20 protein-coding genes are annotated in these 23920 nt (G+C 70.6%); 6 read left to right on the plus strand and 14 right to left on the minus strand.

Annotated elements, in window-relative coordinates; all coding sequences use genetic code 11:
* Positions 1-71: 71 nt before the first annotated feature.
* Positions 72-2630 (minus strand): valine--tRNA ligase, encoded by a 2559-nt coding sequence (valS, locus tag ACIQNU_RS34870; protein ID WP_401374014.1) that lies wholly within the window; start codon positions 2628-2630, stop codon positions 72-74.
* A gap of 273 nt (positions 2631-2903) precedes the next feature.
* On the opposite strand from valS, the gene ACIQNU_RS34875 reads away from it, so the two are divergent.
* The gene (locus ACIQNU_RS34875) at positions 2904-4001 is read left to right on the plus strand and encodes an SGNH/GDSL hydrolase family protein (protein WP_401374016.1); all 1098 of its coding nucleotides are present in this window, start codon (positions 2904-2906) and stop codon (positions 3999-4001) included.
* A 61-nt stretch (positions 4002-4062) separates the two neighbouring features.
* On the opposite strand, the gene ACIQNU_RS34880 is transcribed toward ACIQNU_RS34875, so the two are convergent.
* The gene (locus tag ACIQNU_RS34880; RefSeq protein ID WP_401374018.1) at positions 4063-4443 is read right to left on the minus strand and encodes a winged helix-turn-helix transcriptional regulator; all 381 of its coding nucleotides are present in this window, start codon (positions 4441-4443) and stop codon (positions 4063-4065) included.
* Positions 4444-4552: 109 nt separating this feature from the next.
* Between ACIQNU_RS34880 and ACIQNU_RS34885 the strand changes: the two genes are divergently transcribed.
* Positions 4553-4969 (plus strand): Rid family hydrolase, encoded by a 417-nt coding sequence (locus ACIQNU_RS34885; protein ID WP_401374020.1) that lies wholly within the window; start codon positions 4553-4555, stop codon positions 4967-4969.
* Positions 4970-5072: 103 nt separating this feature from the next.
* On the opposite strand, the gene ACIQNU_RS34890 is transcribed toward ACIQNU_RS34885, so the two are convergent.
* The 12 genes from ACIQNU_RS34890 to ACIQNU_RS34945 all read right to left on the minus strand — a co-directional run bounded on the left by ACIQNU_RS34890 (position 5073) and on the right by ACIQNU_RS34945 (position 20596).
* Entirely contained in the window at positions 5073-7130 is a 2058-nt protein-coding gene (locus ACIQNU_RS34890; protein ID WP_401374022.1) for a phosphocholine-specific phospholipase C, read from the minus strand.
* 135 nt (positions 7131-7265) lie between these two features.
* Complete coding sequence (locus ACIQNU_RS34895; protein WP_401374024.1) at positions 7266-7799, minus strand: VOC family protein; 534 nt, start codon at positions 7797-7799, stop codon at positions 7266-7268.
* 117 nt (positions 7800-7916) lie between these two features.
* Complete coding sequence (locus ACIQNU_RS34900; protein ID WP_401374179.1) at positions 7917-10088, minus strand: discoidin domain-containing protein; 2172 nt, start codon at positions 10086-10088, stop codon at positions 7917-7919.
* A 108-nt stretch (positions 10089-10196) separates the two neighbouring features.
* Positions 10197-11804, minus strand: a complete 1608-nt coding sequence (locus ACIQNU_RS34905; protein ID WP_401374026.1) for a glycoside hydrolase family 13 protein — start codon at positions 11802-11804, stop codon at positions 10197-10199.
* Positions 11805-11972: 168 nt separating this feature from the next.
* Positions 11973-12848: a carbohydrate ABC transporter permease gene (locus tag ACIQNU_RS34910; protein WP_401374181.1), complete on the minus strand. Its 876-nt coding sequence runs from the start codon at positions 12846-12848 to the stop codon at positions 11973-11975.
* A gap of 27 nt (positions 12849-12875) precedes the next feature.
* The gene (locus tag ACIQNU_RS34915) at positions 12876-13835 is read right to left on the minus strand and encodes a carbohydrate ABC transporter permease (RefSeq protein WP_401374028.1); all 960 of its coding nucleotides are present in this window, start codon (positions 13833-13835) and stop codon (positions 12876-12878) included.
* Between the two features lie 140 nt (positions 13836-13975).
* The gene (locus tag ACIQNU_RS34920) at positions 13976-15388 is read right to left on the minus strand and encodes an extracellular solute-binding protein (RefSeq protein ID WP_401374029.1); all 1413 of its coding nucleotides are present in this window, start codon (positions 15386-15388) and stop codon (positions 13976-13978) included.
* Positions 15389-15694: 306 nt separating this feature from the next.
* Positions 15695-16714 carry a LacI family DNA-binding transcriptional regulator gene (locus tag ACIQNU_RS34925; RefSeq protein WP_401374031.1) on the minus strand — a complete coding sequence of 340 codons (1020 nt, stop codon included), beginning with the start codon at positions 16712-16714 and terminating at the stop codon, positions 15695-15697.
* Positions 16715-16838: 124 nt separating this feature from the next.
* Entirely contained in the window at positions 16839-18191 is a 1353-nt protein-coding gene (locus tag ACIQNU_RS34930) for a 6-phospho-beta-glucosidase (RefSeq protein ID WP_401374033.1), read from the minus strand.
* Between the two features lie 804 nt (positions 18192-18995).
* Positions 18996-19571, minus strand: coding sequence for an NADPH-dependent FMN reductase (ssuE, locus tag ACIQNU_RS34935; RefSeq protein WP_401374034.1), 576 nt, complete (start codon positions 19569-19571; stop codon positions 18996-18998).
* A 181-nt stretch (positions 19572-19752) separates the two neighbouring features.
* Entirely contained in the window at positions 19753-19836 is an 84-nt protein-coding gene (locus ACIQNU_RS34940) for a putative leader peptide (RefSeq protein ID WP_389890702.1), read from the minus strand.
* Positions 19837-19924: 88 nt separating this feature from the next.
* Positions 19925-20596 (minus strand): hypothetical protein, encoded by a 672-nt coding sequence (locus tag ACIQNU_RS34945; protein ID WP_401374036.1) that lies wholly within the window; start codon positions 20594-20596, stop codon positions 19925-19927.
* Between the two features lie 376 nt (positions 20597-20972).
* On the opposite strand from ACIQNU_RS34945, the gene ACIQNU_RS34950 reads away from it, so the two are divergent.
* The 4 genes from ACIQNU_RS34950 (at position 20973) to ACIQNU_RS34965 (ending at position 23879) form a co-directional block, all read left to right on the plus strand.
* On the plus strand, positions 20973-21656 hold the full coding sequence (locus tag ACIQNU_RS34950) for a helix-turn-helix domain-containing protein (protein ID WP_401374038.1): 684 nt from the start codon (positions 20973-20975) through the stop codon (positions 21654-21656).
* Positions 21657-21726: 70 nt separating this feature from the next.
* On the plus strand, positions 21727-22257 hold the full coding sequence (locus ACIQNU_RS34955; protein ID WP_401374184.1) for a toxin-antitoxin system, toxin component: 531 nt from the start codon (positions 21727-21729) through the stop codon (positions 22255-22257).
* Positions 22258-22283: 26 nt separating this feature from the next.
* The gene (locus ACIQNU_RS34960) at positions 22284-23492 is read left to right on the plus strand and encodes an MAB_1171c family putative transporter (RefSeq protein WP_401374039.1); all 1209 of its coding nucleotides are present in this window, start codon (positions 22284-22286) and stop codon (positions 23490-23492) included.
* Positions 23493-23651: 159 nt separating this feature from the next.
* The gene (locus tag ACIQNU_RS34965; protein WP_401374040.1) at positions 23652-23879 is read left to right on the plus strand and encodes a hypothetical protein; all 228 of its coding nucleotides are present in this window, start codon (positions 23652-23654) and stop codon (positions 23877-23879) included.
* Positions 23880-23920 lie beyond the last annotated feature (41 nt).

Consider the following 23920-nt stretch of genomic DNA (forward strand, 5'->3'; position numbering starts at 1 on the left):
GGTCTCTACGGGTCTCTACGGGGTCGTGAACTGCCATGGTTCACGGCCCCGTACAGGCACGCGGCCGTGCGTCACGGCCCCAGCTCGACCCGGACCCTCAGCTCCCCCTCCGTCTCCTCCCGCGTGACCGTGCCGATGCGGCCCGCCGCGCGGATGTCCGCCTCGATGCGGGCGAAGCGGTCCAGGGCGGGGCGCGGACCCGAGACGACCGCCTGGGCGACCTCGACGCGCATCGACAGATGGGCCTCCGACTTGGCCTTGCGGACGGCGGCGATCAGCTCCGAAGCGGTGACGAGCAGCCCGGCGTCCCCACCGTCACCGTCCCCGCCGTCACTCGGCCACGGAGCCCGGTGGACCGAACCCTCCGACCACCACGACCAGACCTCCTCGGTGACGAAGGGCAGGAACGGCGCGAACAGCCGCAGCAGGGTGTCGAGCGCGGTACGCAGGGCGAGCAGCGCGGAGTCCCTGCCCGTCTCCGCGCCCGGGTCCCCGTAGGCCCGCGCCTTGACCAGTTCGACGTAGTCGTCGCAGAAGCGCCAGAAGAACTGTTCCGTGCGTTCCAGGGCGCGGGCGTGGTCGTAGTCGTCGAAGGCGGCGGTGGCTTCGCGGACGGTGCCGGCGAGGGCGGTGAGCAGGGACCGGTCCAGGGGCTCGGTGACGGTCGCGCCGGGGCCTGGTTCGCCGAGGCCGAGGACGAACCGGCCGACGTTGAGGATCTTCGTCGCGAGCCGGCGGCCGATCTTCAACTGGCCGGCGTCGAAGGCGGTGTCGGTGCCGAGCCGGGCGCTCGCCGCCCAGTAGCGGGCCGCGTCGGACCCGTACCGGACGAGCAGATCGCCGGGCGTGACGACGTTCCCGGCGGATTTGGCCATCTTCTTGCGGTCCGGGTCGAGGATCCAGCCCGAGATGGCCGCGTGCCGCCAGGGCAGGGTGTCGTGCGCGGCGTGCGAGCGGACGACCGTCGAGAACAGCCAGGTGCGGATGATCTCGTGGGCCTGCGGGCGGAGGTCCATCGGGAAGACCCGCTCGAACAGGTCGGGGTCCTTGAGCAGGCCGCCCGCGATCTGCGGGGTCAGCGACGAGGTGGCCCAGGTGTCCATGACGTCGGGGTCGCCCGCGAACCCACCGGCCGCGCCCCGCTGTTCCTCCTTGTACCCCGGCGGTGTGTCACTGCTCGGGTCGACGGGGAGCGCGGACTCGTCGGGGAGCAGCGGGTGGTCGTGGTCGGGGCGGCCGTCCGCGTCGAGGGGGTACCAGACGGGGACAGGAACTCCGAAGAACCGCTGCCTGCTGACGAGCCAGTCCCCGTTGAGCCCGGCGACCCAGTTCTCGTAGCGGATCCGCATGTGCGGTGGATGCCAGGTCAGCTCCCGGCCGCGGGCGATGAGCCGGTCGCGGAGTTCGGCGTCCCGGCCGCCGTTGCGGAGGTACCACTGGCGGGTGGTGACGATTTCGAGGGGCCGGTCGCCCTTCTCGTAGAACTTGACGGCGTGGACGACCGGTCGCGGTTCGCCGTGCAGGTCGCCGCTCGCGCGGAGCAGTTCGACGATGTGCTCGCGCGCGGTGTGGGCGGTCGCTCCGGCGAGGCGCGCGTACGCCGCGCGGGCCGCGTCCGTACCGACGCCGGGCGGTGGGTCGGGGACGAAGCGTCCGTCCCAGCCGATGACCGGGCGGGTGGCGAGGCGCAGTTCGCGCCACCAGACGACGTCGGTCGTGTCACCGAAGGTGCAGACCATGGCGATGCCGGTGCCCTTGTCCGGGGTCGCCAAGTGGTGGGCGAGGACGGGGACTTCGACGTCGAAGAGGGGGGTGCGGACGGTGCCGCCGATCAGGCCCGCGTACCGCTCGTCGTCCGGGTGGGCGACGAGGGCGACGCACGCGGGCAGCAGCTCGGGCCGGGTCGTGTCGACGAGGACCGGGTCACCGCCGGGGCGGTGGAAGGCGATGCGGTGGTAGGCGCCTGGGCGCTCCCGGTCCTCCAGTTCGGCCTGGGCGACGGCGGTGCGGAACGTGACGTCCCAGAGGGTCGGCGCCTCCGCCTTGTACGCGTCGCCGCGCGCGAGGTCACGCAGGAAGGTGCGCTGCGAGATGGCGCGGGTGTCGGCGGCGATCGTGCGGTACGGGCGGGTCCAGTCGACGGACAGGCCGAGCCGCCGCCAGACCCGCGCGTACGCGGCCTCGTCCTCGGCGGTCAGCCGCTCGCACAGCTCGACGAAGGTGCGGCGCGAGACGGGGATCTGCCGCTTGCCCGGCTTCTCGGGCGGGGTGAAGCCGTCCTCGTACGGCAGCGAGGGGTCGCAGCGGACGCCGTAGTGGTTCTGGACGCGGCGCTCGGTGGGCAGACCGTTGTCGTCCCAGCCGATCGGGTAGAAGACTTCCTTGCCGCGCATGCGCTGGAAGCGGGCGACGGTGTCGGTGTGCGTGTACGAGAAGACGTGCCCGATGTGCAGGGAGCCGCTGGCGGTGAGCGGCGGGGTGTCGATCGAGAAGACGTCGTCCCGGCTGCGGGCCCGCTCCCGGTCGAACGCGAATACACCCCGCTCGTCCCATCGCCCTGACCACTTCTCCTCAAGCCCGTCAAGGGCAGGATTGTCCGGGACGCCCGCGGGGCGATGGGTGGGGTTCATGCCTGGTGATGCTAGTCAGCGGGGCGGCCGGCGATCACGTCATTATCCGTCGGTGTGCGCGCCGATACCCATGGCGCGTCGGCCTGATGCCTCATACCCCCTCATGGACACGGAGTGGTGAACTGACGCACCGCGCTCGGCGTGTCACCGAAAGTGACTGCTTAAGTCCTCTGTGCAGTCGCCCGTTTGGGCCCGCAACAGCAGGAGAGGTGCATGTTTCTCATGAAGATGTCCAGATCAGCGCCGCGCCGACGGAAGGGAGCCGTCAGGGCATTGACGGGTTCGACCGCGGTCCGGAGGCTCGCACTGGGCGCGGTGGCCGTACTGACGCTCACGGCCGCGGTGCCGGCGACGGCTTCGGCGGCGGTGTCGGCGGCGCCGGAGCCCGTGCGGTGGGCCGCCCTCGGTGACTCCTACACCGCCGGGATCTTCGTCGGTGATCCGCTCCCGGCGCTGGGCTCCGCGGACCGGGACGGCTGTGACCGTACGACCGGCGCCTACCCGTACCTCGTCGAGCGCAAGCTCACCGCCGGCCCGCCCGCGGGCCGCCAGGTGAAGCTGACCGACGTGAGCTGCGGCGCCGCCACCATCCCGGAGATCGCCGCGCAGCGGCAGACCCCCGTCAGCCCCGTGGAGCCGCCCCAGAACGGCTGGCCCGGCGTCGCCACCCAGGTGGACCGTGCCGGCCTGGGAACGACCACGGACGTGGTCACGATCGGAGTCGGCGGCAACAGCCTGCCCTTCGGCAAGATCCTCCCGTCCTGCCTGTTGGCCGGATTCGACCAGCCCGACGAGGCGACCCCCTGCCGGGATGCCTACGAGGCGGGCGATTCGGTGCTCGACCCCGAGTCGATCCACGACAAGTACGACCGGGTCACACGGGAGTACGCGGCCATGCTGCGCGACGTGCACCAGAAGGCACCCAACGCCAAGATCGTCACCGTCGGCTACCCCACGATCGTCCCCGAGGACCCCTCGGGCTGCGACCGTAAGGACACCAGCGAACTGGCTGCCTCCATCAAGGGATTCGGGCTGCTCTCGGTCACGCACGGGGACATCGCCTGGCTGCACGAGGTGACCACCCACCTCAACGCCCTCATCCAGGCGATCACCGAACTGTCCGGCGGCCACTACGTCGACACCGCCACCTCCAGCGTCGGCCACGACCTGTGCCAGCCCCGGGCGGCGAAGTGGGTCGAGGGCGTCTGCGGGCAGGCGGGCACCTACTGGCCCAGCGAACTGGACCTCGGCGTCATGACGCTGGAGTGCTCCGACGGCAACCGGGCCACGCTCGTGCACCCCAACGCCGCGGGCCACGCCAACACGGCCACGCACGTCGAAGCCGCGATCCGTGCGGTGCTGAAGGAGTAGCGAGGATCCGGACAGCCGGACGGCGGCGCCCGGGAGAAGGACGGCCCTCCCGGGCGCCGTCTCAGGCGTCGAAGCGGCTGCGGGACGCGTCGATGTGGCCGAGGTAGCGGTGGGTCCAGCCGCACATGCTGTCGACCGTGGCACGCAGGGCCTGGCCGGGTTCGGTGAGGGTGTACTCGACGCGGGGCGGCACCGTGGGGTGCACGGTGCGGTCGACCAGGCCGTAGCGCTCCAGCATGCGCAGGTTCTGCGTGAGCATCTTGTGGCTGACGCCCTCGACCTCGTTGCGCAGTTCGCTGAAGCGGAGGGTGCGCTCGCCCAGCGCCTCGATGATCAGGAACGCCCACTTGTTGGCGACGTCGGAGAAGATCTCGCGTGCCAGGGAGTCGGCGCGGCGCAGGTCGGCGTCCTCGGGCGAGCCCGTGTACTTCTTGGTCACCATGAGGTTCCTCAGTTACTGAAAAGTGCGTTCTTCCAGGTCGGGGCTCACTCTCCTACAGTTCCTGAGTAACCACAAGAGAGCGGCTAGAGAGACCCGAGGGACGAGAAACATGACCACCACCGAGACCGCCACCACCGACGTCTACCACCACAATGTGCCGGCCGAGAGCGACTTCGGTTACGCGCAGGCGATCAGGTCTGGCGCCCTGATCCATGTGTCCGGACAGCTCTCCCTGGACGCTGAGGGCACCTTCGTCCACGCGGACGACTTCGCGGCCCAACTCTCCGAGACCTACGCCAACTTCGACACGATCCTCAAGCACTACGGTGCGACCCGCAACCAGATCATCACGCAGACGCTGTACATGGTGGACCTGCGGCGGAACGCCGATGCGGTGGCGCGGGGCAATCTGGCGTACTTCGGCGACCACCACCCGGCCAGCACGGTCGTCGGGATCACAGAACTGACGTTCCCGGGCCAGCTCATCGAGATCAGCTTCGTCGTGGACACGAACCTGCCGGCCTGAGCCGTACGGACGGCGGGCCGAGCGGGCAGGGAATCCGGATCGCCGGGGACCGTCGCCTGCCCGTCGGGCCGCCCCGGTCCCCGGCGATCCGGTCACCGCCCGGTCAGTCCGTGCGCAGCGCCGGGTCGCTCACCCCCTCGCGGCCCGTCTCGACGTGGCCGGCGAGGCGCCGCAGGTACGTGGTGTCGTGGTCGGAGACGACGGTCAGGTCGTACCAGCGCCTGCTCCGGGCCAGGTTCACGGTGTGCGTGACGGTGGCGCCGGGCGCGACCTTCAGGGTTTCGGGACGGCCTCCGTAGGCGTGGGACAGCGTCAGGCGGACCGTCTTCGCGCCCGCGTTCGTCAGGGTCAGGCGGAGGTTGCCGGTGCGGGCGTCGTGGCGCGCCGTGATCTCCGGGCCCGCGACCTTGCCGGGGCCCTGGAAGGTGCGCAGGAAACCGTTCGGGCCGTGTGCGCTCAGGTCGTAACTGCCCTGGGAGTACACCGAGTTCCAGGCGTCGGTCAGGGTGCGGCCCGCGGAGGTGGAGTAGGTCCAGGGGCCGTCCGTGCGGTTGCCGGAGGTGATGAGGAAGGCCGCGCCCGCCTTGTCGCCGCCCGTGAGGGTGAGCGCGTACTTGCCGGTGGCGGGGTCGAGGGCGCCGTCGACGTGGGGCGTGTACGGGAGAGGGCGGGTGGGGCGGGTGCCGCGCTCCTGCTTGGGGAGGCTGGGGCTGGCGGGCGGCTTGAGGAGGTAGCTGGGGTGGCGGTCGTTGTCCGGCGGGAGGTAGGCGTCGGTGTCCGGCAGCCGGGCCGGGCGCTGATCCGTACGGTCGAAGTCGAACGCCGACGTCAGATCGCCGCACAGGGCGCGGCGCCACGGCGAGATCTGAGGCTCGTGGACGCCGAAGCGGGCCTCCATGAAGCGGATGAGCGAGGTGTGGTCGAAGGTCTCGGAACAGACGTAACCCCCCTTGCTCCACGGGGACAGGACGAGCATCGGGACGCGCGGGCCGAGGCCGTAGGTCCCGGCGCCGTAGCCCCTGCCACCTGCGTACAGGTCGGCGGCGACATCGACGGTCGACAGGCCCTGGTTCGCGGAGGACGGCGGGAAGGGCGGGACGACGTGGTCGAAGAAGCCGTCGTTCTCGTCGTAGGTGATGAAGAACGCGGTCTTGCTCCACACCTCGGGGTTCGAGGTGAGCGCGTCGAGGACCTGCGAGATGTACCAGGCGCCGTAGTTCGACGGCCAGTTGGAGTGCTCGGTGAAGGCTTCCGGGGCGGCGATCCAGGAGATCTGCGGCAGCCGGTCGGCCTTCACGTCGGCGCGCAGCAGATCGAAGAAGCCGTCGCCGTTCTTGGCGTCGGTGCCGGTGCGGGCCTTGTCGTACAGCGGGTCGCCGGCGGTGGCGTTGCGGTACTGGTTGAAGTAGAGCAGCGAGTTGTCGCCGTAGTTGCCCCGGTAGGCGTCGTTGATCCAGCCCCAGTGGCCCGCCGCGTTCAGGCCGTCGCCGACGTCCTGGTAGATCTTCCAGGAGACGCCCGCCTGCTCCAGGCGTTCGGGGTACGTGGTCCAGCCGTAGCCCGCCTCCTCGTTGCCGAGGACCGGGCCGCCGCCCGTGCCGTCGTTGCCGGTGTGGCCCGTCCACATGTAGTAGCGGTTCGGGTCGGTGGCGCCGATGAAGGAGCAGTGGTAGGCGTCGCAGACGGTGAACGCGTCGGCGAGCGCGTAGTGGAAGGGGATGTCCTTGCGGGTCAGATGGGCCATGGTCCCGGCGGACTTCGCGGGGATCCAGTTGTCGTAACGGCCCTTGTTGATGGCGCTGTGACCGTCGGGCCACGAGTGGGCAAGGCCCTGAAGGAACTCCATGCCCAGATCGTCGGACTCGGGCCGGTACGGAAGGATCTCCTTCGTGCCGTCGGACTGGTGCCAGACGGATTTTCCGCTGGGCAACGTCACAGGGCGCGGGTCACCGAAGCCGCGTACGCCCTTGAGCGCACCGAAGTAGTGGTCGAAGGAACGGTTTTCCTGCATCAGGACGACGATGTGCTCGACGTCGCGCAGGGTGCCGGTGCGGCGGCGGGCCGGGATGGCGGTGGCGCGGTCGATGCTCTGCGAGAGCGCGGTGAAGGCGGCGGTGCCGCCAGTGAGCTGGAGGAAACGGCGCCGGTTGAGTTCTGACATCTGCGGGAGACCTCTTGTCCGGACAGGTTGCGGATGGAACACGAGTGGAGCGAGTGTTCCAAGCGCACCGAACGTCTGGGAAGGGACAGATGTCGCCAAGCTGAAGTCCGGCGGTACAGGGGAGTTTGTGGCGGGTCAGTGGGTCGGTCTGACGGGCGCGCTGCTCTGGCCCTCGACCCGGCCGGACAGTTCGGAGTCAAGGGTCTCCTGGGCCACGCGCATGGCTTCCGCGTACACCGGCTCCTGGAGGCGCTGCCACATCTCGCCCTCCGTCAGGTCCTCGACGTGGCTCGTCACCCACCAGATGTTGCCGAAGGGGTCCTTGATCCGGCCGCCGCGCTTGCCGAAGGCGTCGTCGGCGGGCGGGGTGACGATCCGGGCTCCGGCGGCGACGGCCAGCGAGAGTGTCTTGTCCGCGTCGGCCACGTACACGTGCAGCAGGCTCGGCATGGCGGGCCAGTCCGCGTGCCGGTCGAAGGCCAGGACGACGGTGTCGCCGACGCGGATCTCGCCGTGGCCGATCAGGCCGTCCTCCGTCCGCACCCGTCCCAGTTCCTCTCCCCCGAACGCCTCGGTGACGAAGTCGAGGAAGGCACCCGTGTCGTCGGTGACGACCCAGGGTGCGACGGTGGTGTAGCCCTGGGGCGCGGCGCTGCTCTGCTCGGGCATCGCAGTCCTTTCGTCGGTGTGTGGCTGCCGACGGTGACGGTAGGCGCGCAATAGGCCAGGTGCTGTCCTAAGAGGGTGGGCGGACCACGGGGTACGGGCCCGCCCACCCCTGCCGGGTCAGGACAGATACGCCTCCAGCTCGCTCAGCTGGGCCGCCGGCCACCCCGTGTTCGCCGTCACCTGGACCCGCAGATGGCGCGGGTTCGTCCCGGCCGGTACCGGGATCGTCACCGTGTTGCCGGTCGCCGGGTCGAAGCGGTAGTCCTTCGACGCGACCAGGGTGCTGAACGACGAGCCGTCCGTGCTGCCCAGCACCGACAGGGTCTGCGTGCGGGCCTGCCAGGCGGTGGCGGGCGGGAGCTTCAGGACCAGGCGGCGCACGGCCTGCGCCGAGCCGAGGTCGACCGTCAGGGACTGCGGGAAGGCGTTGTTCGTGGACTCCCAGTACGAGGACGCGTCCCCGTCGACCGCCTTGCCCGGGGTGTAGACGTCCACGGAACCGGTCGCCGTCGCCGTGCGCCCCTGGGCGAGGTTGCGGCCCGGGTCAGGGTCGGGGTTGCCAGAGCCGGGCTGCGGCCAGGCGTTGCAGTTGGACCAGGTGCTGCTCCAGCCGGAGTTCCCGCCGCCGTCGGTAAGCACGAAGGAGCCGGAGCCGGTCGGGTAGGGGCAGTTGTAGATCCCGGCCGCGCCGACCCCGGTCGCCGTCACATTGCTGAACTTGGCGGCACCCTGCGCCTCGGCCTGGACGACGACGGTGCCCACCTTGTTGACGGTGGCGCGGTCGACGGTGGTGTTCTTGGCGGCCAGGCCCCGGCCGCCGCCGGAGACGAACTCGAAGGCGCTGTACGGGCTGTCGGTGATGGTCGTGTCGGTGATGTTGACCTGTGCCTCGATGGCGCTGTCGTACGAGTCGACGCGGATCGCGCCCATCGGGTGGTTCCAGTTGGGGTTCATCGCGCCGGTGCGGACGAGGGTGTTCCCGGAGACCGTGATGGTCCCGGCGAGCGGTGAGAACGGGTCGGCGAACTTCTGGTTGGAGATGGCGATACCGCTGCCGAGCGCGTTGGTGTCGGAGATCAGGTTGTTCTTGACACCGATGTCCCGGCCGCCGTAGATCGCGATGCCGTTGGCGAGGTTGGGCTGCGAGATGGTGTTGTTCTCGAAGCTGCTGTCGGTGTCGGCGGAGTACAGGGACCACATGGCGAGCGCGTCGTCGCCGTTGTTGCGCAGGAAGTTGTTGCGGACGCGTACCCCGCGCGCGTTGCCGTTGAGGTTGAGGCCGTCGGCGGTGGTGTCGAGGATGCGGTTGTTCTCCACGACAAGGTTGTCATTGTTGCCCATGAGCCACAGGCCGACCTTGAGGTGCTGCACCCACATGCCGGAGACCGAGGAGTTCGGGCCGAGGGTGCCGTTGACGAAGTTGTCCGGGTTGGAGTCGACGCGCTCGGTGACCTCGCCGATCACCGCGAAGTCCTTGATACGGGCGTTGCCCGCCGACGCGGACTGGTCGATGAAACGGGACGAGCGCACCACCGAGTACCAGTGCCCCGCACCCTGGAGGGTGACGTTCTCGACGCCGCTGAGCGACGACGTCAGCCGGAACGTGCCCTGCGGGATCCACACCACACCGCCCCCCTTGGCGGCGGCTATCGCGTCCCGGAACGCCTGCGTCGAGTCGCCCTGCCCGCTGGGATCGGCGCCCTTGTCGGTCACCGACACCGCGCCCGCGGGCTTGGCGGCGGGCCCCGCGACCTGCTCGAAGTCGGCGACGTCCACGGTCACCTGGGACTGCGCCTCGAACGCGACCTTGTCGCCCGCCTGGACGTTCTGCCCGAGCAGAAGACGCGCGTTGTCGAAGAGGTGGTGCGTCTTGGAGCCGACGATCCAGGACGTGTCGACGTACGAATACTTGGAGGTGACGGGCAGAGTCGCGCTGATCCTCTGCCCGTTGACGTACACCGCGAGCTGCCCGGACTGGCCGTCGGGGACGTTGTACGAGACGGTCACCGCGTTGGCCGCGCGGGGCGCCGTGAACTCGACGCGCTGGCCCGCGTTCAGCCGTACCGCCTGGCGTCCTGACGCCTCCGACGCGACGGTGCCCTGGGTGTAGTCGGGGCCGATCCTCGTACCGGTCGTCGTCGCGGACTCGGCCTCGACCGAGGTGAACGGCAGGGTCGCGCCCGCCGCCGCCACCGCCGCGTGGGCGGCGGGGACGGTCGCCGAGAGCATGCCGGCGGCGAGGATCACGGCCGCACCGGCCGCCGTCCACACGGCTCCTCGTGACGGCATGTGCCTGACAGCGGACTGCTGCCTGACTTCGTGCTGCATGGCTGTTCCCTTTCCGTGGGGGGATGGGGGTGGGGTGAGAACAGGTGCGGACGGCGGCCCGGCCGGGGATCAGGCCCGCAGCCAGGCCGCCGTGTCCCGGGGCAGCCGGCCCTCGTCGTCCAGGGGGCCGCTGGTCAGCAGGACGCTTGTGTGGCCGGGCAGCCCTGCGGGCGCTTCGGCGAGGTTGACGACACAGATGAGACCGTCGGCCGGGCCGTCGGTGCGGGTGAAGGAGAGGACCCCGGGCTCCGACGGCAGCCAGGTCAGCGGCCCGTCGCCGAAGCCGGGTCCGGAACGCCGGATCTCCAGCGCCGCCCGGTACAGCGACAGCATCGAGTCCGGATCCGCCGCCTGCCGGTCCGCCGCGTACGCGGCCCAGCCCTCGGGCTGCGGCAGCCACGGCTCCGTCTGCGCGCCGAAGCCCGCGTACGGCGCGTCGGCCGACCAGGGCAGCGGGACCCGGCAGCCGTCGCGGCCCGGGTCGGTGCCGCCGGAGCGGAAGTGCATCGGGTCCTCGATGCGGTCGAGCGGGATGTCGGCCTCGGGCAGCCCGAGTTCCTCGCCCTGGTAGACGTAGACCGCGCCGGGCAGCGCGAGCGAGAGGAGCGCCGCCGCGCGGGCCCTGCGGGTGCCGAGGTCCAGGTCGGTCGGTGTGCCGAAGCGCTTCTTGGCGAAGTCGAACCCGGTGTCGTCGGCGCGTCCGTAGCGGGTCACCGTCCGGGTCACGTCGTGGTTGCACAGCACCCAGGTCGCGGGCGCCCCGACCGGGGCGTGGTAGGCGAGCGTGGTGTCGATGGAGGCGCGCAGCTCGGCGGCGTCCCAGGAGCGGGCGAGGAAGTCGAAGTTGAAGGCCGTGTGGAGTTCGTCGGGGCGCAGATAGCGCGCGAAGCGGTCCGGGTCGGGCACCCACAGCTCACCGATGAGGACCCCGTCGAACTCGTCGGCGACGGCCCGCCAGGAGCGGTAGACGTCGTGCAGTTCGTCCCGGTCGACATACGGCGTGGTGTCGTCGTCGGCCGCGTCGGGCAGGTCCGGGTCCTTGACGACCAGCGCCGCCGAGTCGATCCGTACGCCCGCAGCGCCCCGCTCGAACCAGAAGCGGAGCAGGTCCTCGTGCTCCTGGCGCACCGCCGGGTGCGCCCAGTTGAGGTCGGGCTGCTCCGGGGTGAACAGATGCAGGTACCACTCGCCGTCGGGGACCCGGGTCCAGGTGTTGCCGGAGAACTGCGAGGGCCAGTTGTTGGGCGGCAGTTCGCCGTTCTCGCCACGGCCCGGCCGGAAGTGGAACAGCTCGCGTTCGGGGCTGCCGGGTCCCGCGGCGAGTGCGGCACGGAACCAGACGTGCTGGTCGGAGACATGGTTGGGGACGATGTCGACGATGGTGCGGATGCCGAGTTCACGGGCCTCGGAGATCAGCTTCTCCGCCTCGGCGAGGGTGCCGAAGGCGGGGTCGATGGCCCGGTAGTCGGCGACGTCGTAGCCGCCGTCCGCCATGGGTGACAGATACCAGGGGTTGAACCACAGCGCGTCCACGCCGAGTTCGGCGAGGTACGGCAGCCGGGCGCGGACGCCCGCGAGATCGCCGGTGCCGTTTCCGTCACCGTCCGCGAAGCTGCGTACGTACACCTGGTAGATGGCGGCGGAGCGCCACCATGTGTCGGGGTTCGGGGCTGCCACGTGAACGTCCTTTCGGGCAGGTGGGACTCCGCCGCCGGCCCCGGACAGCGGGGCGCGTGCAAGGAGGCCGGTGGCGGAGCGCTGAGGTGGAACTGGGCGGTCGGCCCGGATGAGGCAGGCGGTCGGCCTGGGTGGAGCAGGGCGGTCGGGCCGGACGGGGCAGGGCGGTCAGCCCTTCAGTCCTCCGGCGGTCAGGCCGCTCATGATGTTGCGCTGGAACAGGAGGAAGAGGAGGAGCGTGGGGACGGAGGCGGTGGTGAGCGCGGCGATGAGCTGGTTCTCGGGGACTCCGCTGGCGAGCGAGTAGATACCGACGTTGAGGGTCTGCTTGCTCGGGTCGGGCAGCGTCAGCATCGGCCAGAGGAAGTCCTTCCAGACGCCGACCACCGCGAAGATCGACACGACACCCAGGATCGGCCGGGAGATGGGCAGCACCACGGACCACAGCGTCCGCAGCGGGGACGCCCCGTCGATGGAGGCCGCGTCGAGGAGTTCCTTCGGTATGGAGTCGAAGAACCGTTTGAGCAGGAAGATGTTGAAGGCGTTGGTCACGGACGGCAGCCAGATCACCCAGGGCGAGTTGAGCAGATTCCGCTCGAAGATCGGCACGTCCAGGACGGTGAGGTACTGCGGTACGACCAGGACCGTGGCCGGGATCATCAGCGTGGCGAGCATCATGCCGAGGATCACATTGCCGAAGATCGGCCGCAGTTTGGACAGGGAGTACGCGGCGGCGACGTCGAACACCAACTGGAAGGCGAGCGCGCCGAACGCGTAGTACAAGGTGTTGCCGAGGAGCTTGGCGAGGTCCATGACCCGCCAGGCGTCCTGGTAGTTCTCCGGGTGCACACTGCCGGGGACCAGGGTGGGCGGTGACTGGACGATCTCCTGCGTGGTCTTGAGACCGCCGGTGACCATCCAGTACAGCGGTCCGAGGAAGATCAGGGTGAAGAGGAGCATCACCACGGCGAAGACGGTCCAGTAGACGACCTTGCCCCGGGTGCGGCCGAGCTGGGCCGGTGAGATCAGGGTCCTGGGGCGCATCGTGTCGGTTGCCATCGTGATCCCCCGTCAGTCTTCCTGCGCCCGGCTGAGGCGTACGTACACCGCGGAGAAGCCCGCGAGCAGGACGAGCAGCACCAGGCCGAGGGCCGCCGCGCCGCCGTAGTTGTTGAAGTTGAAGGCGTATTGGTAGATGAGGTAGACGACCGTCATCGTGGAGCCCTCGGGGCCCGCGCCGTTGGTCAGCAGGAACGGCTCCGTGAAGACCTGCATCGTCGCGATGATCTGCATCAGGAACATCAGCGAGAGGATGAGCCGGGTCTGCGGGATCGTCACGTGCCAGATCTTGCGCCACAGTCCGGCGCCGTCCAGCTCGGCCGCCTCGTACAGCTCGCCGGGGATGCCCTGGAGCGAGGCGAGATAGATGAGGGTGGCGCCGCCCATGTTCATCCAGGTCGCCGCGATCACCACGGAGAGCATCGCCGTGTCGGTGGACTGGAGCCACTGTTGTGCGGGGAGCCCGAAGATGTCGAGGACGCGGTTGAAGAGGCCGTAGCCCGGGTCGTAGAAGTACTTGAAGAGCAGCACGGACGCGACCGGCGGGAGCATCACCGGGAGGTAGACCAGCAACCTCAGATAGCCCTGGCCGTGGCGGAACTCGTTGAGCAGCACCGCCACGAGGAACGGCACGGCGAAGCCGAGGAGCAGCGCGAGACCGGTGAACAGCAGCGTGTTGCGCCAGGCCTGCCAGAAGGCGGGGTCGTTGACGACATAGCTGAGGTTCGACCAGCCGGCCCAGGTGGTCCTGCCGTCCTTCGTCTTCTGGAAGGCCAGGAAGAACTCCCTGACCATCGGGTACCAGGAGAAGAAGGAGAAGCAGAGGACCGCGCCGATCAGGAAGCCGTGCGCGGACACATTGCGCCGCAGGGCCCGCAGGAACTCCTCGCGGCCCGTGCGGGGCGAAGAGCCGGCGGGGCGGCCGGGGCGCGGCGGGGCCGCCTTGCTCGTGGACAGGGTGGGGACCGACATGGTCTCTCCTCAAAACCTTGGTGCCGACCGTGCTGCGGGATCCGTGCCGGGAAGCTGGTGCGACCGGCGGGCGGGGGCCGGGCGGGTGTGGGCCCGGCCCCGCGCGCCTGCGCGACTGCTCCCCAGAGGGCGGATCCGCCCTACTGGTTGGCCAGCACCTGGTTGACCTGCTTCTCCGCGGTGGAGAGCAACTTGTCGATGTCGGCGTTCTTGTTGGTGAGTACGCCGGACATCACGTTGTCGAGGACCTTGTAGATCTCCTGGGCCTTCGGCGGCTCGGCCTTGCCCTGGATCGGGTTGTCCATGAAGGTCTTGAAGTTCTCGACCGGCATGGTGGCGTTGTCGGTCCGGGACTGGAGGTCCTTCACCTTGGCGTCACCGGTGAAGAAGTTGGGCTGCGGCAGACCGACGGGCAGGCCGTCCGCCTTGGTGCGCGCCCAGTCGAACTGGCCCTTGCCCGGCGAGAGCGTCTTGAAGTTGAGCCAGGCGATGGCGGCCTTGATCTTGTCGGGCGACGAACCCTTCTTGATCATGTAGTCGTTGCCGCCGAACAGCGTGGCCTTGCCGCCGGGGATCGGGCCCATGCCGAAGTTCTCGAACTTGGCGCCGAGCTGCTGGACCATGTACGTGATGTCGTCCGGCGCGGCGAGGAACATACCGAGCTTGTCGGAGGCGATCTGCTTCTGGAGGTCGCCCCACTTCAGCAACTGGGTCTTGCCCATGCTGTCGTCCTTCCAGCGCATGTCCTTCAGCTGCTGGGCGACCTGCTTGCCGGTGTCGTTGTTGAACGCGGCCTTGGTGCCGTCGGGGGTCACGACGTCGCCGCCGAGGCTGTACATGGCGGCGGTGAAGTGCCAGCCGCCGGTGTTCTCGGCGCTGTACTCGCCGTAGCCGGAGATGCCGTTGCCGAGCCCGGCGATCTTCTTGGCGGCGGTACGGACCTCTTCCCACGTGGTGGGCGGGGTGTTGGGGTCGAGTCCGGCCTTCTCGAAGAGACCGCGGTTGATCAGCAGGCCCATCGTGTAGTTGCTGGTGGGCAGGCCGTAGAGCTTGCCGTCCTTCTTGAGGACGTTGAGGACGTTCGGGTCGATGCTGTCGAGCGCCGGGACCGTCTTCGGCGTCACGTACTCCGTGATGTCGGCGGCGCCGTCGTTGTCGAGGACCTGCTGAAGGTCGGTGAAGTAGGTGTAGAAGACGTCCGGCTGCGACTTGGCCTTGAGCTGTGCGGTGAAGCGGGCGGGCTCCTCGCACTGGCCGGGAGTCGACTTACCGTTGATGGTGACGTTCGGGTACTTCTTGTTGAACTCCTTGACGTCCTCCTTCCACTCCTTCAGCTCCGCCGCCTTCGCGGTCGGCGGCATGCAGTCGATGGTCAGCGTGACCTTGGTCTTCGGGTCCAACGGGGCCGTGACGTCGGTGGATCCACCCTTCGGTTCGTCGTCGTTGTCACTGCTGCTACTGGTGCCGCAGGCGGCGAGCGAGGCGAGGGCGAGCGCCGCGACGACGGAGGCCGCGGAGGTACGGGACGTACGGCGGAACCAAGTGCTTCTCATCGGTGGTCCCCTTCGGGCATGAGCGTGGAAGGCCCCACGGCTGCCGGCAACCGTAGGTGGCCGATGCCTGAAACCATCGGCCGGGGCGCGGCACACTCAACCACCACCGACACATGTCCGCAAGATGTCGCGCCAATTTCGCAAAAGATTGACAGTCAGATGCAGGCGGGCGCGGTCCGATGGTGGACGTACGGAAGCCCCCTTGCGGCGGTACGACACTCCGCCGACAAGGGGGCCCCGCACCCCACCGGACAGGGGGTGACGGTCAGGTGTACGCCGAGGTGGTCGGCCGTACGCCAGGGTGGATCAGCTGTACGCCGGGTGCGGGGCCTGCGCGGTGGAGCCGCGGACCACCAGCTCGGGCTCGAAGAGGAGTTCACCGGGCGGTACGACACCGCCCTGGATCTGCGCGGCGAGCAGTTCGACGGCGGCGCGGCCCATCGCCTCGATCGGCTGGCGCACGGTCGTCAGGGGCGGCTCGGTGCAGTTCATGAACGCCGAGTCGTCGTACCCGACGACGGAGATGTCGCTCGGTACGCCGAGGCCGCGCCTGCGGGCGGCGCGCACGGCGCCCAGGGCGAGCGGGTCGCTGGCGCAGATGATGCCGGTGATGCCCCGGTCGAGCAGGCGGGCGGTCGCGGCGTGACCGCCCTCCAGGGAGAACATGGCGCGCTCCACGGCCTCTTCGGGCAGCTCTCCGCCGGCCGCGCGGGCGTTGGCCTGGGCCGCTGCCAGCTTGCGGCGGGACGGCATGTGGTCCGCCGGGCCGAGTACGAGGCCGATGCGTTCGTGCCCGAGTGAGGAGAGATGGCGCCACGCCTGGTCGACGGCGACGGCGTCGTCACAGGCGACGCAGGGGAAACTGAGGCGCTCTATCGAGGCGTTGATGAGCACGACGGGCACCTTGCGGTCGGCGAGCTGCTGGTAGTGCCCGTGCTCGGCGTCGGCCTGGGCGAAGAGTCCGCCGGCGAAGACCACCCCGGAGACCTGCTGCTGGAGCAGCAGTTCGACGTAGTCCGCCTCCGATACGCCGCCCTTGGTCTGGGTGCACAGCACGGGGGTGAGTCCCTGCTGTGCGAGCGCGCCGCCGATCACCTCTGCGAACGCCGGGAAGATCGGGTTCTGCAGTTCGGGCAGCACCAGGCCGACGAGCCGGGCCCGCTCTCCGCGCAGCTGGGTCGGCCGCTCGTAGCCGAGGACGTCCAGGGCCGTCAGCACGGCCTGCCGGGTGGCCTCCGAGACGCCCGGCTTCCCGTTGAGGACCCGGCTGACCGTGGCCTCGCTGACCCCTACCTTCTTCGCCACCTGAGCAAGTCGTCGCGTCATACACGCAAGAGTAGCGCAAACCCTGCAAGCGGCTTGCGTCGTCTGCGTCCCAGCCTGACAAGACCGCGGGTGCCACGCAACCCTCGTGCGGTCATCAACTGCCGTAAGGGAACTCTCGTACGCGCTATGACTTACTGAGGTACGCGAGGCCCGGATGCACCGCGAGATACCCGTCCACCAGCCGGCGGGCGACCGCCACCGAGTCCACCAGCGGATGCAGCGCGAACGCCTTCACGGCGGTCGCCCGTGACCCGGAGGCGGCGGCGGCCATCACCTCCCGCTCGACGGCCTTGACCGCGGTCACCAGCCCCGTGGCGTGGTCCGGGAGCGGGGCCGCGGACAGCGGATGCGCGCCGTTCGCGTCGACCAGGCACGGCGCCTCGATCACGGCGTCGGCGTCGAGGGCGGCGAGTGTTCCGCGATTGCGAACGTTCAGGATCAGCGTGGCGCGCTCGTCGCGCGCGATGGCCCGCATCAGGGCGAGCGCCACCTTCTCGTAGCCGCCGGACTCGGTGAGCGACGCCTCGTCGCGCTCCCCCGCGCCCGCCGCGTCGCGGCTCTCGGCCATGTAGGTGGCCTCCCGCTCGGCCCGTACGGCGTCCCAGGCGGCCAGGGCGGGGACGGCCGGATTGTTCACCTGTGCGTAGAACCGCTCCTGCTGGTCGTGGAGGAAGGCGCCGCGCGTCCGCTCGGCCGCCTGGTACGCGCGGACGGTCTCGCGGTTGAAGTAGTAGTAGTGCAGATACTCGTTCGGTACGCAGCCGAGTGACCGGAGCCAGTCGGCGCCGAAGAGCCGGCCCTCCTCGAAGGCGTCGAGCAGACCCGGTTCGGTGAAGAGGCGCGGCAGTTGGTCACGGCCGTCGATGTGCAGGGCGCGGAGCCAGCCGAGGTGGTTGAGGCCGATGTAGTCGATGCCCGCGCGGTGCGGGTCGGTGGCGCCGAGTACCCGGGCGACGCGTCGGCCGAGGCCGACCGGTGAGTCGCAGATGCCGATGACCCGGTCGCCGAGGTGCCGGGACATCGCCTCGGTGACCAGGCCCGCCGGGTTGGTGAAGTTGATGAACCAGGCGTCGGGCGCGAGCGCCGCCACGCGCCGCGCGATGTGGTCCGTGACGGGCAGGGTCCGCAGCCCGTACGCGATACCGCCGGCGCCGACCGTCTCCTGCCCGAGTACGCCTTCGGCGAGCGCCACGCGTTCGTCGGCGGCGCGGCCTTCGAGCCCGCCGACGCGGATCGCCGAGAACACGAAGTCGGTGGAGCGCAGCGCCTCGTCGAGGTCGGTGGTGACGGTGACAGCGGGCGCTTCGGGTACGCCGTCGGCCTGGTCGGCGAGTACCCGGGCGACGGCGGAGAGCCGGGCCGGGTCGGGGTCGTACAGAACGACGCGGGTCACCCGGCCCTCCGCCCGGTCACCGAGCAGCGCCCCGTACACGAGGGGCACCCGGAAGCCGCCGCCGCCCAGAATCGTCAGTTTCACGCGAGTACCGCCCTTACGCCCGTCTCCGCACCCGATCATGCGCCACTCCCGTCACTATCGCGCAGGAGGGGGAGGCGCGGCGGTACGGAGGTGGATCGGGCGGTACGCGGGGCGCGGCGCGGCCCAGGTGCGGCCATCGGCCCGCCTCCGTGCCTTCAGGCGTGATTCATACGGGAGTTGGCGGAGCCCGGGATCATGGGGCGGTCGGCCACTCCGAACGGCGCACCGCCCCGGTCGGCCGTGGCACCCGGCAGTCCCGGCCGCCGCCGAACCGCCACCACCGGCTCGCGCGGCGGGCGCGACGGGCCCGCCACCGGGCGCCCCGGGCCCGGATCCGGCGCGGTGAGCGGCCGGCGCGCCCGGTGACCATGACGACGGCGTCGCGCCAGAATCCGTACGGGATCCTGTCGGCGCCGACACACATCGACGCGGTCCGGCCACCGACGGCGAGACCTGGGACGTGACAGGGCACCGGGGCACGTACACCCCGACGCTGCCGCTGGACCGTGCGGAGGAGTCGCGCGACCTCCGACCGCACGGCAGCGACGGCAACCGCCCCGCCGCACCCCGCCCGGTCAGCCCGCCTTGGCCAGCCGGGGCGCCGTCGGCCCCGCCCCCGCCGTCCGCCCGAGCGCCACGGCGAACCGGCCACCGACGGCGAGACCTCGCCCGCCCCCGACACCCGGGCCACCCACACCTGGGACGTGACGGCGCGCCGGGCCACGTACACCCCGACGCTGCCGCTGGGCCCTGTCAAAGAGTCGTGCGACCTCCGACCGCACGGCAGCGACGGCGACCGCCCGGTCAGCCCGCCTTGGCCAGCCGTGGTGCCGTGGGCCCCGCCCCCGCCGTCCGGCCGAGCGCCGCCGCGAACCGGTCGACGACCTGTGCCAGTGCCTGTGCCGCCTCCGGGTCCAGGGTGACGGTGTCGTCGGGGCGTACGGTGATCTGCCGGTCGAGTGTGAACCAGCCCTGGACTATGTGGTCGGCGCCCATCGAGGTGAGGACGGGCCGCAGCGCGTAGTCGATCGCGAGGACGTGTGCGGTGGTGCCGCCGGTGGCGAGCGGCAGCACGGTCTTGCCCTCCAGGGCGTACTGGGGCAGCAGGTCGAGGAGGGACTTGAGCAGGCCGGAGTAGGCGGCCTTGTAGACGGGGGTGCCGATGACGACGCCGTCGGCGCGGGCGAACAGGGCGGTCGTCTCGACGATCGCGGGGTGCGCGAAGTCAGCGCCGAGCAGAGCGTCCGGGGGCAGGGTGCGCACGTCGAGCGGGATCACCTCGTGGCCCTGGGCGCGGATCCTGGTGTCGAGATGGCGCAGCAGTTTGGCGGTGCGGGAGGTCGCTGAGGGGCTTCCGGAGACGGACAGGACGGTGGCCATGGGCGGACCCTTCGGGATCGGTCATACGGAGCCGGATGTCCCGGGCGCGGCCGGTCCCGGGGCGCGCTGGGCGCCGGGGGAAGGGAGCGGGACCACGCCCGTACGCCGGCACTCGGCGGCGTGCGGGATGGGGGACGGCCGTGCGGGGCGCCCGAATACGGGGGCGCCGGGCGTCGGACCGTCAGGCGGAGCCGCGACAGAAGGAGCTGGAGACACGCGCGAGGTCGACGTGGCGTCGGCGCGTGAGGTCCAGTCGCATGGTCATGCCACCGATCAAATCAGGACCGGGTCGGACCGGTCAAGGAGACGGCCGCCCCGCCCACAGTCCGCCTCACAGGTCGCGTACCGACGCGTCAGCCCTCGCTCGCCGGGACCGCCCGCAGATGCCCGGCGCCGCGCCGCGCGCGGAGGGCCGAGCGGCGGCCGTCCGGGGCGCGCCGGGGCTCCCGGAGGACAAGGGTGAGCCGCGAATACCCCATGGCCTGCAGCGTGGTGGGTGCCTCGCCGACGATGCGGCAGTGCGTGAGGCCCCAGCGCGGGTCGGGGTGGTGCAGGGGGCGCAGCGCCCCGTCGGGGACGACGGCGTCGGCGCCGACCGAGCGGATCCAGTGCGGTACGCCGTGCAGGTAGGCGGCGTCCATGAAGGGGTCGTCGGCGACGGCCGCGCGGATCGCCGTCAGCTCCTCGTCGTCGGGGTGGCGCTCCCGCGCGTCCGCGAGGTACGCGAGCATCGGCAGGCACCAGCTCGCCTCGTGGTCGGCGAGGACGGTGCCCGCGTCGGGGTGGAAGAGCACGAAGCGCAGGAAGTTGTCGCGCGGCATCGCCGTGGCATGCGGTCCGACCCCGGCGAACAGGGCGTCGAAGGCGCGGTTGGCGAGGACCACGTCCCAGCGGTGGTCGATGACGACGGAGGGGAAGGAGACGGCGTCGAGGAGGGCGGCGTAGTCCTGGAGATAGGCCCGGCCCTCCGGTCTGGCGGGCGTGCTCCCCCAGGCCGGTCGGCGCCCTTCTGCCTCGAATGCCATTCGGGTGGTCACCCCTCTTACGGCTCTGACGGCGAGCGCTGGTCGTGCGACACGGCGGGCGGACAAGGAACACCACCCTCACACCGCGTGGCGATCGTGCTACCCCGAGCGGAAGCGTGTCAACTATCGTGGCATTTGGCGACTGTTGACGGCTGAAATACGCCACAGTTGTGGCGAGACCTGGATGGCTCGGACGAGAAGGGCTAGTCTCCACTCTGCCCCTCGCGCGGCGGATGACCCCGTCGTTCACCACTTCTCCGCAAGTGAGACCTGCGGTGGAGACCTGCGGTCGAGACCTGCGGTAAGGGGTCGACCCGTACGACCTGTTCGCGAGGGACCCGCTCGCATGGGATCTGTCGTTCTAGGAGTTCTGTCGGTGACGGATGGCTTCTCGGTGCCGGGTGGCGCGGCCTCGTCGGGCCCGCTGCCGGGTGTCGTCGCTCGCGTCGCCGCGCTGGCCGACCGTCTCGGTGTCCGCCACTCCGGAGTCCTCGACGTGACACGGCTGTCCGTCGATTCCGGTGTTCCCGAGGACGTCGTGAGGGATCTGCTGCACGGCCGCGCCGCGGGCGAACCCGATCTCCAGGCCCGCTTCCTGCAACGCTTCGACCTGCTGCGCCGGACCCGTGTCAAACCCAACGGCCGCCGCTACACCCAGCAGGAGATCGCCGACGGCGCGGGCATGTCCCGTCAGCAGGCCGGCGCGCTCATCAACGGCGACCGGCGGCCCACGATGGAGCACTGCGCCGCCATCCAGCGCTTCTTCGGCGTCCACGCGGGGTTCCTGACCGCAGAGGACGCCGACGCGCTCGGCTTCGCGCTCCAGCTCACCGAGCAGGAGCTGCTCCAGCGTCTCGCCGACCACGAGAGCGACATGGCGCCCGCGACCAGGGACGAGACCGACGACGCCCTGGAGCGGCTCCTCCAGGACCACGGCGTACGGGGCATCGCCTGGCGGGCGGCCCAACTGCCCACGGACAAGCACCGCGACAAGGTCACGGAGTGGCTCGACATGCTCCTGGAGAGCGTCAAGCCGTCCGGCCCTTCGGCGGACTCCTGACGGGGCGGGAACGGACGAGCGGATGAGCAGGCGGATGAGTGCGCGCGGTAACTCGCGGAAGAACAGGGAGATGCGCCGGCTGTGCGCCGAGCTGATCGGCGAACTGGCACTGGACGCCCCGGTGCCGCCCGCCGAGCTGCGTACCGCGCTGTGCGAGGCGATGAGCAGGCGCCGCGGCCGTCCGGTCAACCACCGGATGGCCGTCTTCCCGCCCGGCACCGCCAGCGGCCTCTGGCTGGACATGGCCGACCAGGACCTCATCGTCATCGAGGAACGCACCGCGCCCGACCACCAGTTGGTGATCCTCGGGCATGAGCTGTGGCACATGAGCGCGGGCCACACCGGCCACACCGTGGACGGTACGGGCGTCGCGACCCGGCTCCTCGGCGAGGACGTCGACCTGCGGGCGACGGTGCACACGGTGGCGGCCCGCTCCCGCTCGCACGCGGCCGACGAGGAGGACGCCGAGAGTTTCGGACTGCTCCTGGCCAGCAAGTGCCGGGGCTGGCTCTCCGGTTCGGCGCCGCACGGGCCCGCGCCCCGGGACCAGCTCGCCGGGCGGATCGAGGCGTCCCTGGGCTATCGAGGGCCGCAAGGCTGACCTGTGAACGGTCCCGAGGCTGAGGCGTGAACGGTCCCGACTACTACATCCCCGCGGTGGGGTTGGGATGCGCGCTCGCGTTCAAGCTGCCGTCCCTGCTGCGCGCCCGGCACGATCCGCTGCTGCGGTCCGTGTGCGCGCTGCTCGCGAACGCCAGTGCCGTCTTCTTCTTCGCGGCGCCCCCGACGATCGAGCAGGTCAACCGGGTCACCGGCATCACCAATGTGTCGGCGCCGCTGGTGTACTGCCTGCTCAGCGCGTTCAGCGCGTCCTGCCTGGTCCTGATCGTCAACTGGCGCGGCGGCCCCGCCGAGGTGACCCGGCGCGTGTCCCGCCGCTGGATCGTCGGCTACACGGCGGTGATCGTCGCCATCACCGTGCTGTTCCTGCTCGGCGACACGCCCACCGAACGGCTCCGCGACCTCGACACGTACTACGCCCGCACGCCGTACGTCCGCGAGATGATCGTGCTGTACCTGGCGGCGCTGACCGTCGCGGGCGTCGCCATGACGGTGCTGTGTCTGCGCTGGTCCCTGCGGGTGAGCGGGTGGCTGCGGACCGGTCTGGTCGTCATCGTGATCGGCTATGTGTTCAACCTGGCCTATCTGGCCACCAAGTTCACCGCCGTGTTCGCGCGCTGGGCGGGCGGCGACCTGGACGGCCTGAGCACCAACGCGGCGCCCGTCCTCGCGTCGGTGGGCGCCCTGATCAGCGCTGTGGGCTTCTGTCTCCCGCTGGTCGGCCGGCGGTTGACGGACCAGTGGGGGACGTGGGCCACGTACCGGCGGCTCGGCCCCCTGTGGCGCGAGCTGCGTTCGGTCTCGCCGTACGGTGTGCGGCCGGTGCGGATGTCCTGGTGGACGTCCGCCGAACTCCTCGTCACCCGGCGTGAGGCCGACATCCACGACGGGCTGCTCAGCCTGCATCCGTACTTCGACGCACGGGTCCGCGCCGACGCGTACAAGGCCGCCGTCACCGGTGGCGGCGGTCCGGTCGGTGCGCGGGCCGTCGCCGACGCGGTGATGGTGACGGCGGCGGTACGCGCGCGGGGCGCCGATCCGGAGGGCGCGGCCCTCCAGGTGGCCGGGGCGTCGGCGCCGAACATCCCGTCCGGCGAGGAGCCCCGCGATCTCGTCGGGATGTCCCTCGCGCTGAGCCGGTCCCCCGTCGTCGCGGCGGCCCGCGCGGCGGCTGCGGCCCCGTCCGGCAGCGGCACGCACGAGCCGACCCGATAACGCCAACCCGATAACGCCAACCCGATCAGGCCGACCCGATAGCTCCGGCCGCGCGCCGAACACCCCGGATTGTCAGTGGCTCCGGGCAAGCTGGTCCGTACGCATCACCCACGCACCACCCACGCACCGTCCAGCGAAGCCGACCCGGGGAGACGACCGATGCCCACCGCCGTGCTGACCGACCGTGAACGCACCGCCGTCCAGGCGTATCTGCGCCTGCTCCACACCGTGCGCGCGACCCTCGACACCCCGGTCGGCGGACGCCCGCCGCTGGTGCCCGACGGAGTGCTCGCCGACGCCGAACAGGCACTGGCGGACGCGGGACTCGTGGGGAACGAGGCGGAGTTCTTCGACCTGCTGAAGGGTTCCTGTCGCCAATCCGGGTGATCCCGAGCGCGGCAGATGTGTTCCGTGTCACGCTCGGAGCG

The organism is Streptomyces sp. NPDC091292 (genome assembly GCF_044757265.1).
In the GTDB taxonomy this organism is placed as follows: Bacteria; Actinomycetota; Actinomycetes; order Streptomycetales; family Streptomycetaceae; genus Streptomyces.

What these genes read in the sequence shown, in the direction of transcription:
- valS (WP_401374014.1), bottom strand. Translation starts at nt 2,630, where the DNA reads ATGAACCCCACCCATCGCCCCGCGGGCGTCCCGGACAATCCTGCCCTT.
- ACIQNU_RS34880 (WP_401374018.1), bottom strand. Translation starts at nt 4,443, where the DNA reads ATGGTGACCAAGAAGTACACGGGCTCGCCCGAGGACGCCGACCTGCGC.
- ACIQNU_RS34885 (WP_401374020.1), top strand. Translation starts at nt 4,553, where the DNA reads ATGACCACCACCGAGACCGCCACCACCGACGTCTACCACCACAATGTG.
- ACIQNU_RS34890 (WP_401374022.1), bottom strand. Translation starts at nt 7,130, where the DNA reads ATGTCAGAACTCAACCGGCGCCGTTTCCTCCAGCTCACTGGCGGCACC.
- ACIQNU_RS34895 (WP_401374024.1), bottom strand. Translation starts at nt 7,799, where the DNA reads ATGCCCGAGCAGAGCAGCGCCGCGCCCCAGGGCTACACCACCGTCGCA.
- ACIQNU_RS34900 (WP_401374179.1), bottom strand. Translation starts at nt 10,088, where the DNA reads ATGCCGTCACGAGGAGCCGTGTGGACGGCGGCCGGTGCGGCCGTGATC.
- ACIQNU_RS34910 (WP_401374181.1), bottom strand. Translation starts at nt 12,848, where the DNA reads ATGCGCCCCAGGACCCTGATCTCACCGGCCCAGCTCGGCCGCACCCGG.
- ACIQNU_RS34915 (WP_401374028.1), bottom strand. Translation starts at nt 13,835, where the DNA reads ATGTCGGTCCCCACCCTGTCCACGAGCAAGGCGGCCCCGCCGCGCCCC.
- ACIQNU_RS34920 (WP_401374029.1), bottom strand. Translation starts at nt 15,388, where the DNA reads ATGAGAAGCACTTGGTTCCGCCGTACGTCCCGTACCTCCGCGGCCTCC.
- ACIQNU_RS34925 (WP_401374031.1), bottom strand. Translation starts at nt 16,714, where the DNA reads ATGACGCGACGACTTGCTCAGGTGGCGAAGAAGGTAGGGGTCAGCGAG.
- ssuE (WP_401374034.1), bottom strand. Translation starts at nt 19,571, where the DNA reads ATGGCCACCGTCCTGTCCGTCTCCGGAAGCCCCTCAGCGACCTCCCGC.
- ACIQNU_RS34940 (WP_389890702.1), bottom strand. Translation starts at nt 19,836, where the DNA reads ATGACCATGCGACTGGACCTCACGCGCCGACGCCACGTCGACCTCGCG.
- ACIQNU_RS34945 (WP_401374036.1), bottom strand. Translation starts at nt 20,596, where the DNA reads ATGGCATTCGAGGCAGAAGGGCGCCGACCGGCCTGGGGGAGCACGCCC.
- ACIQNU_RS34955 (WP_401374184.1), top strand. Translation starts at nt 21,727, where the DNA reads ATGCGCCGGCTGTGCGCCGAGCTGATCGGCGAACTGGCACTGGACGCC.
- ACIQNU_RS34965 (WP_401374040.1), top strand. Translation starts at nt 23,652, where the DNA reads ATGCCCACCGCCGTGCTGACCGACCGTGAACGCACCGCCGTCCAGGCG.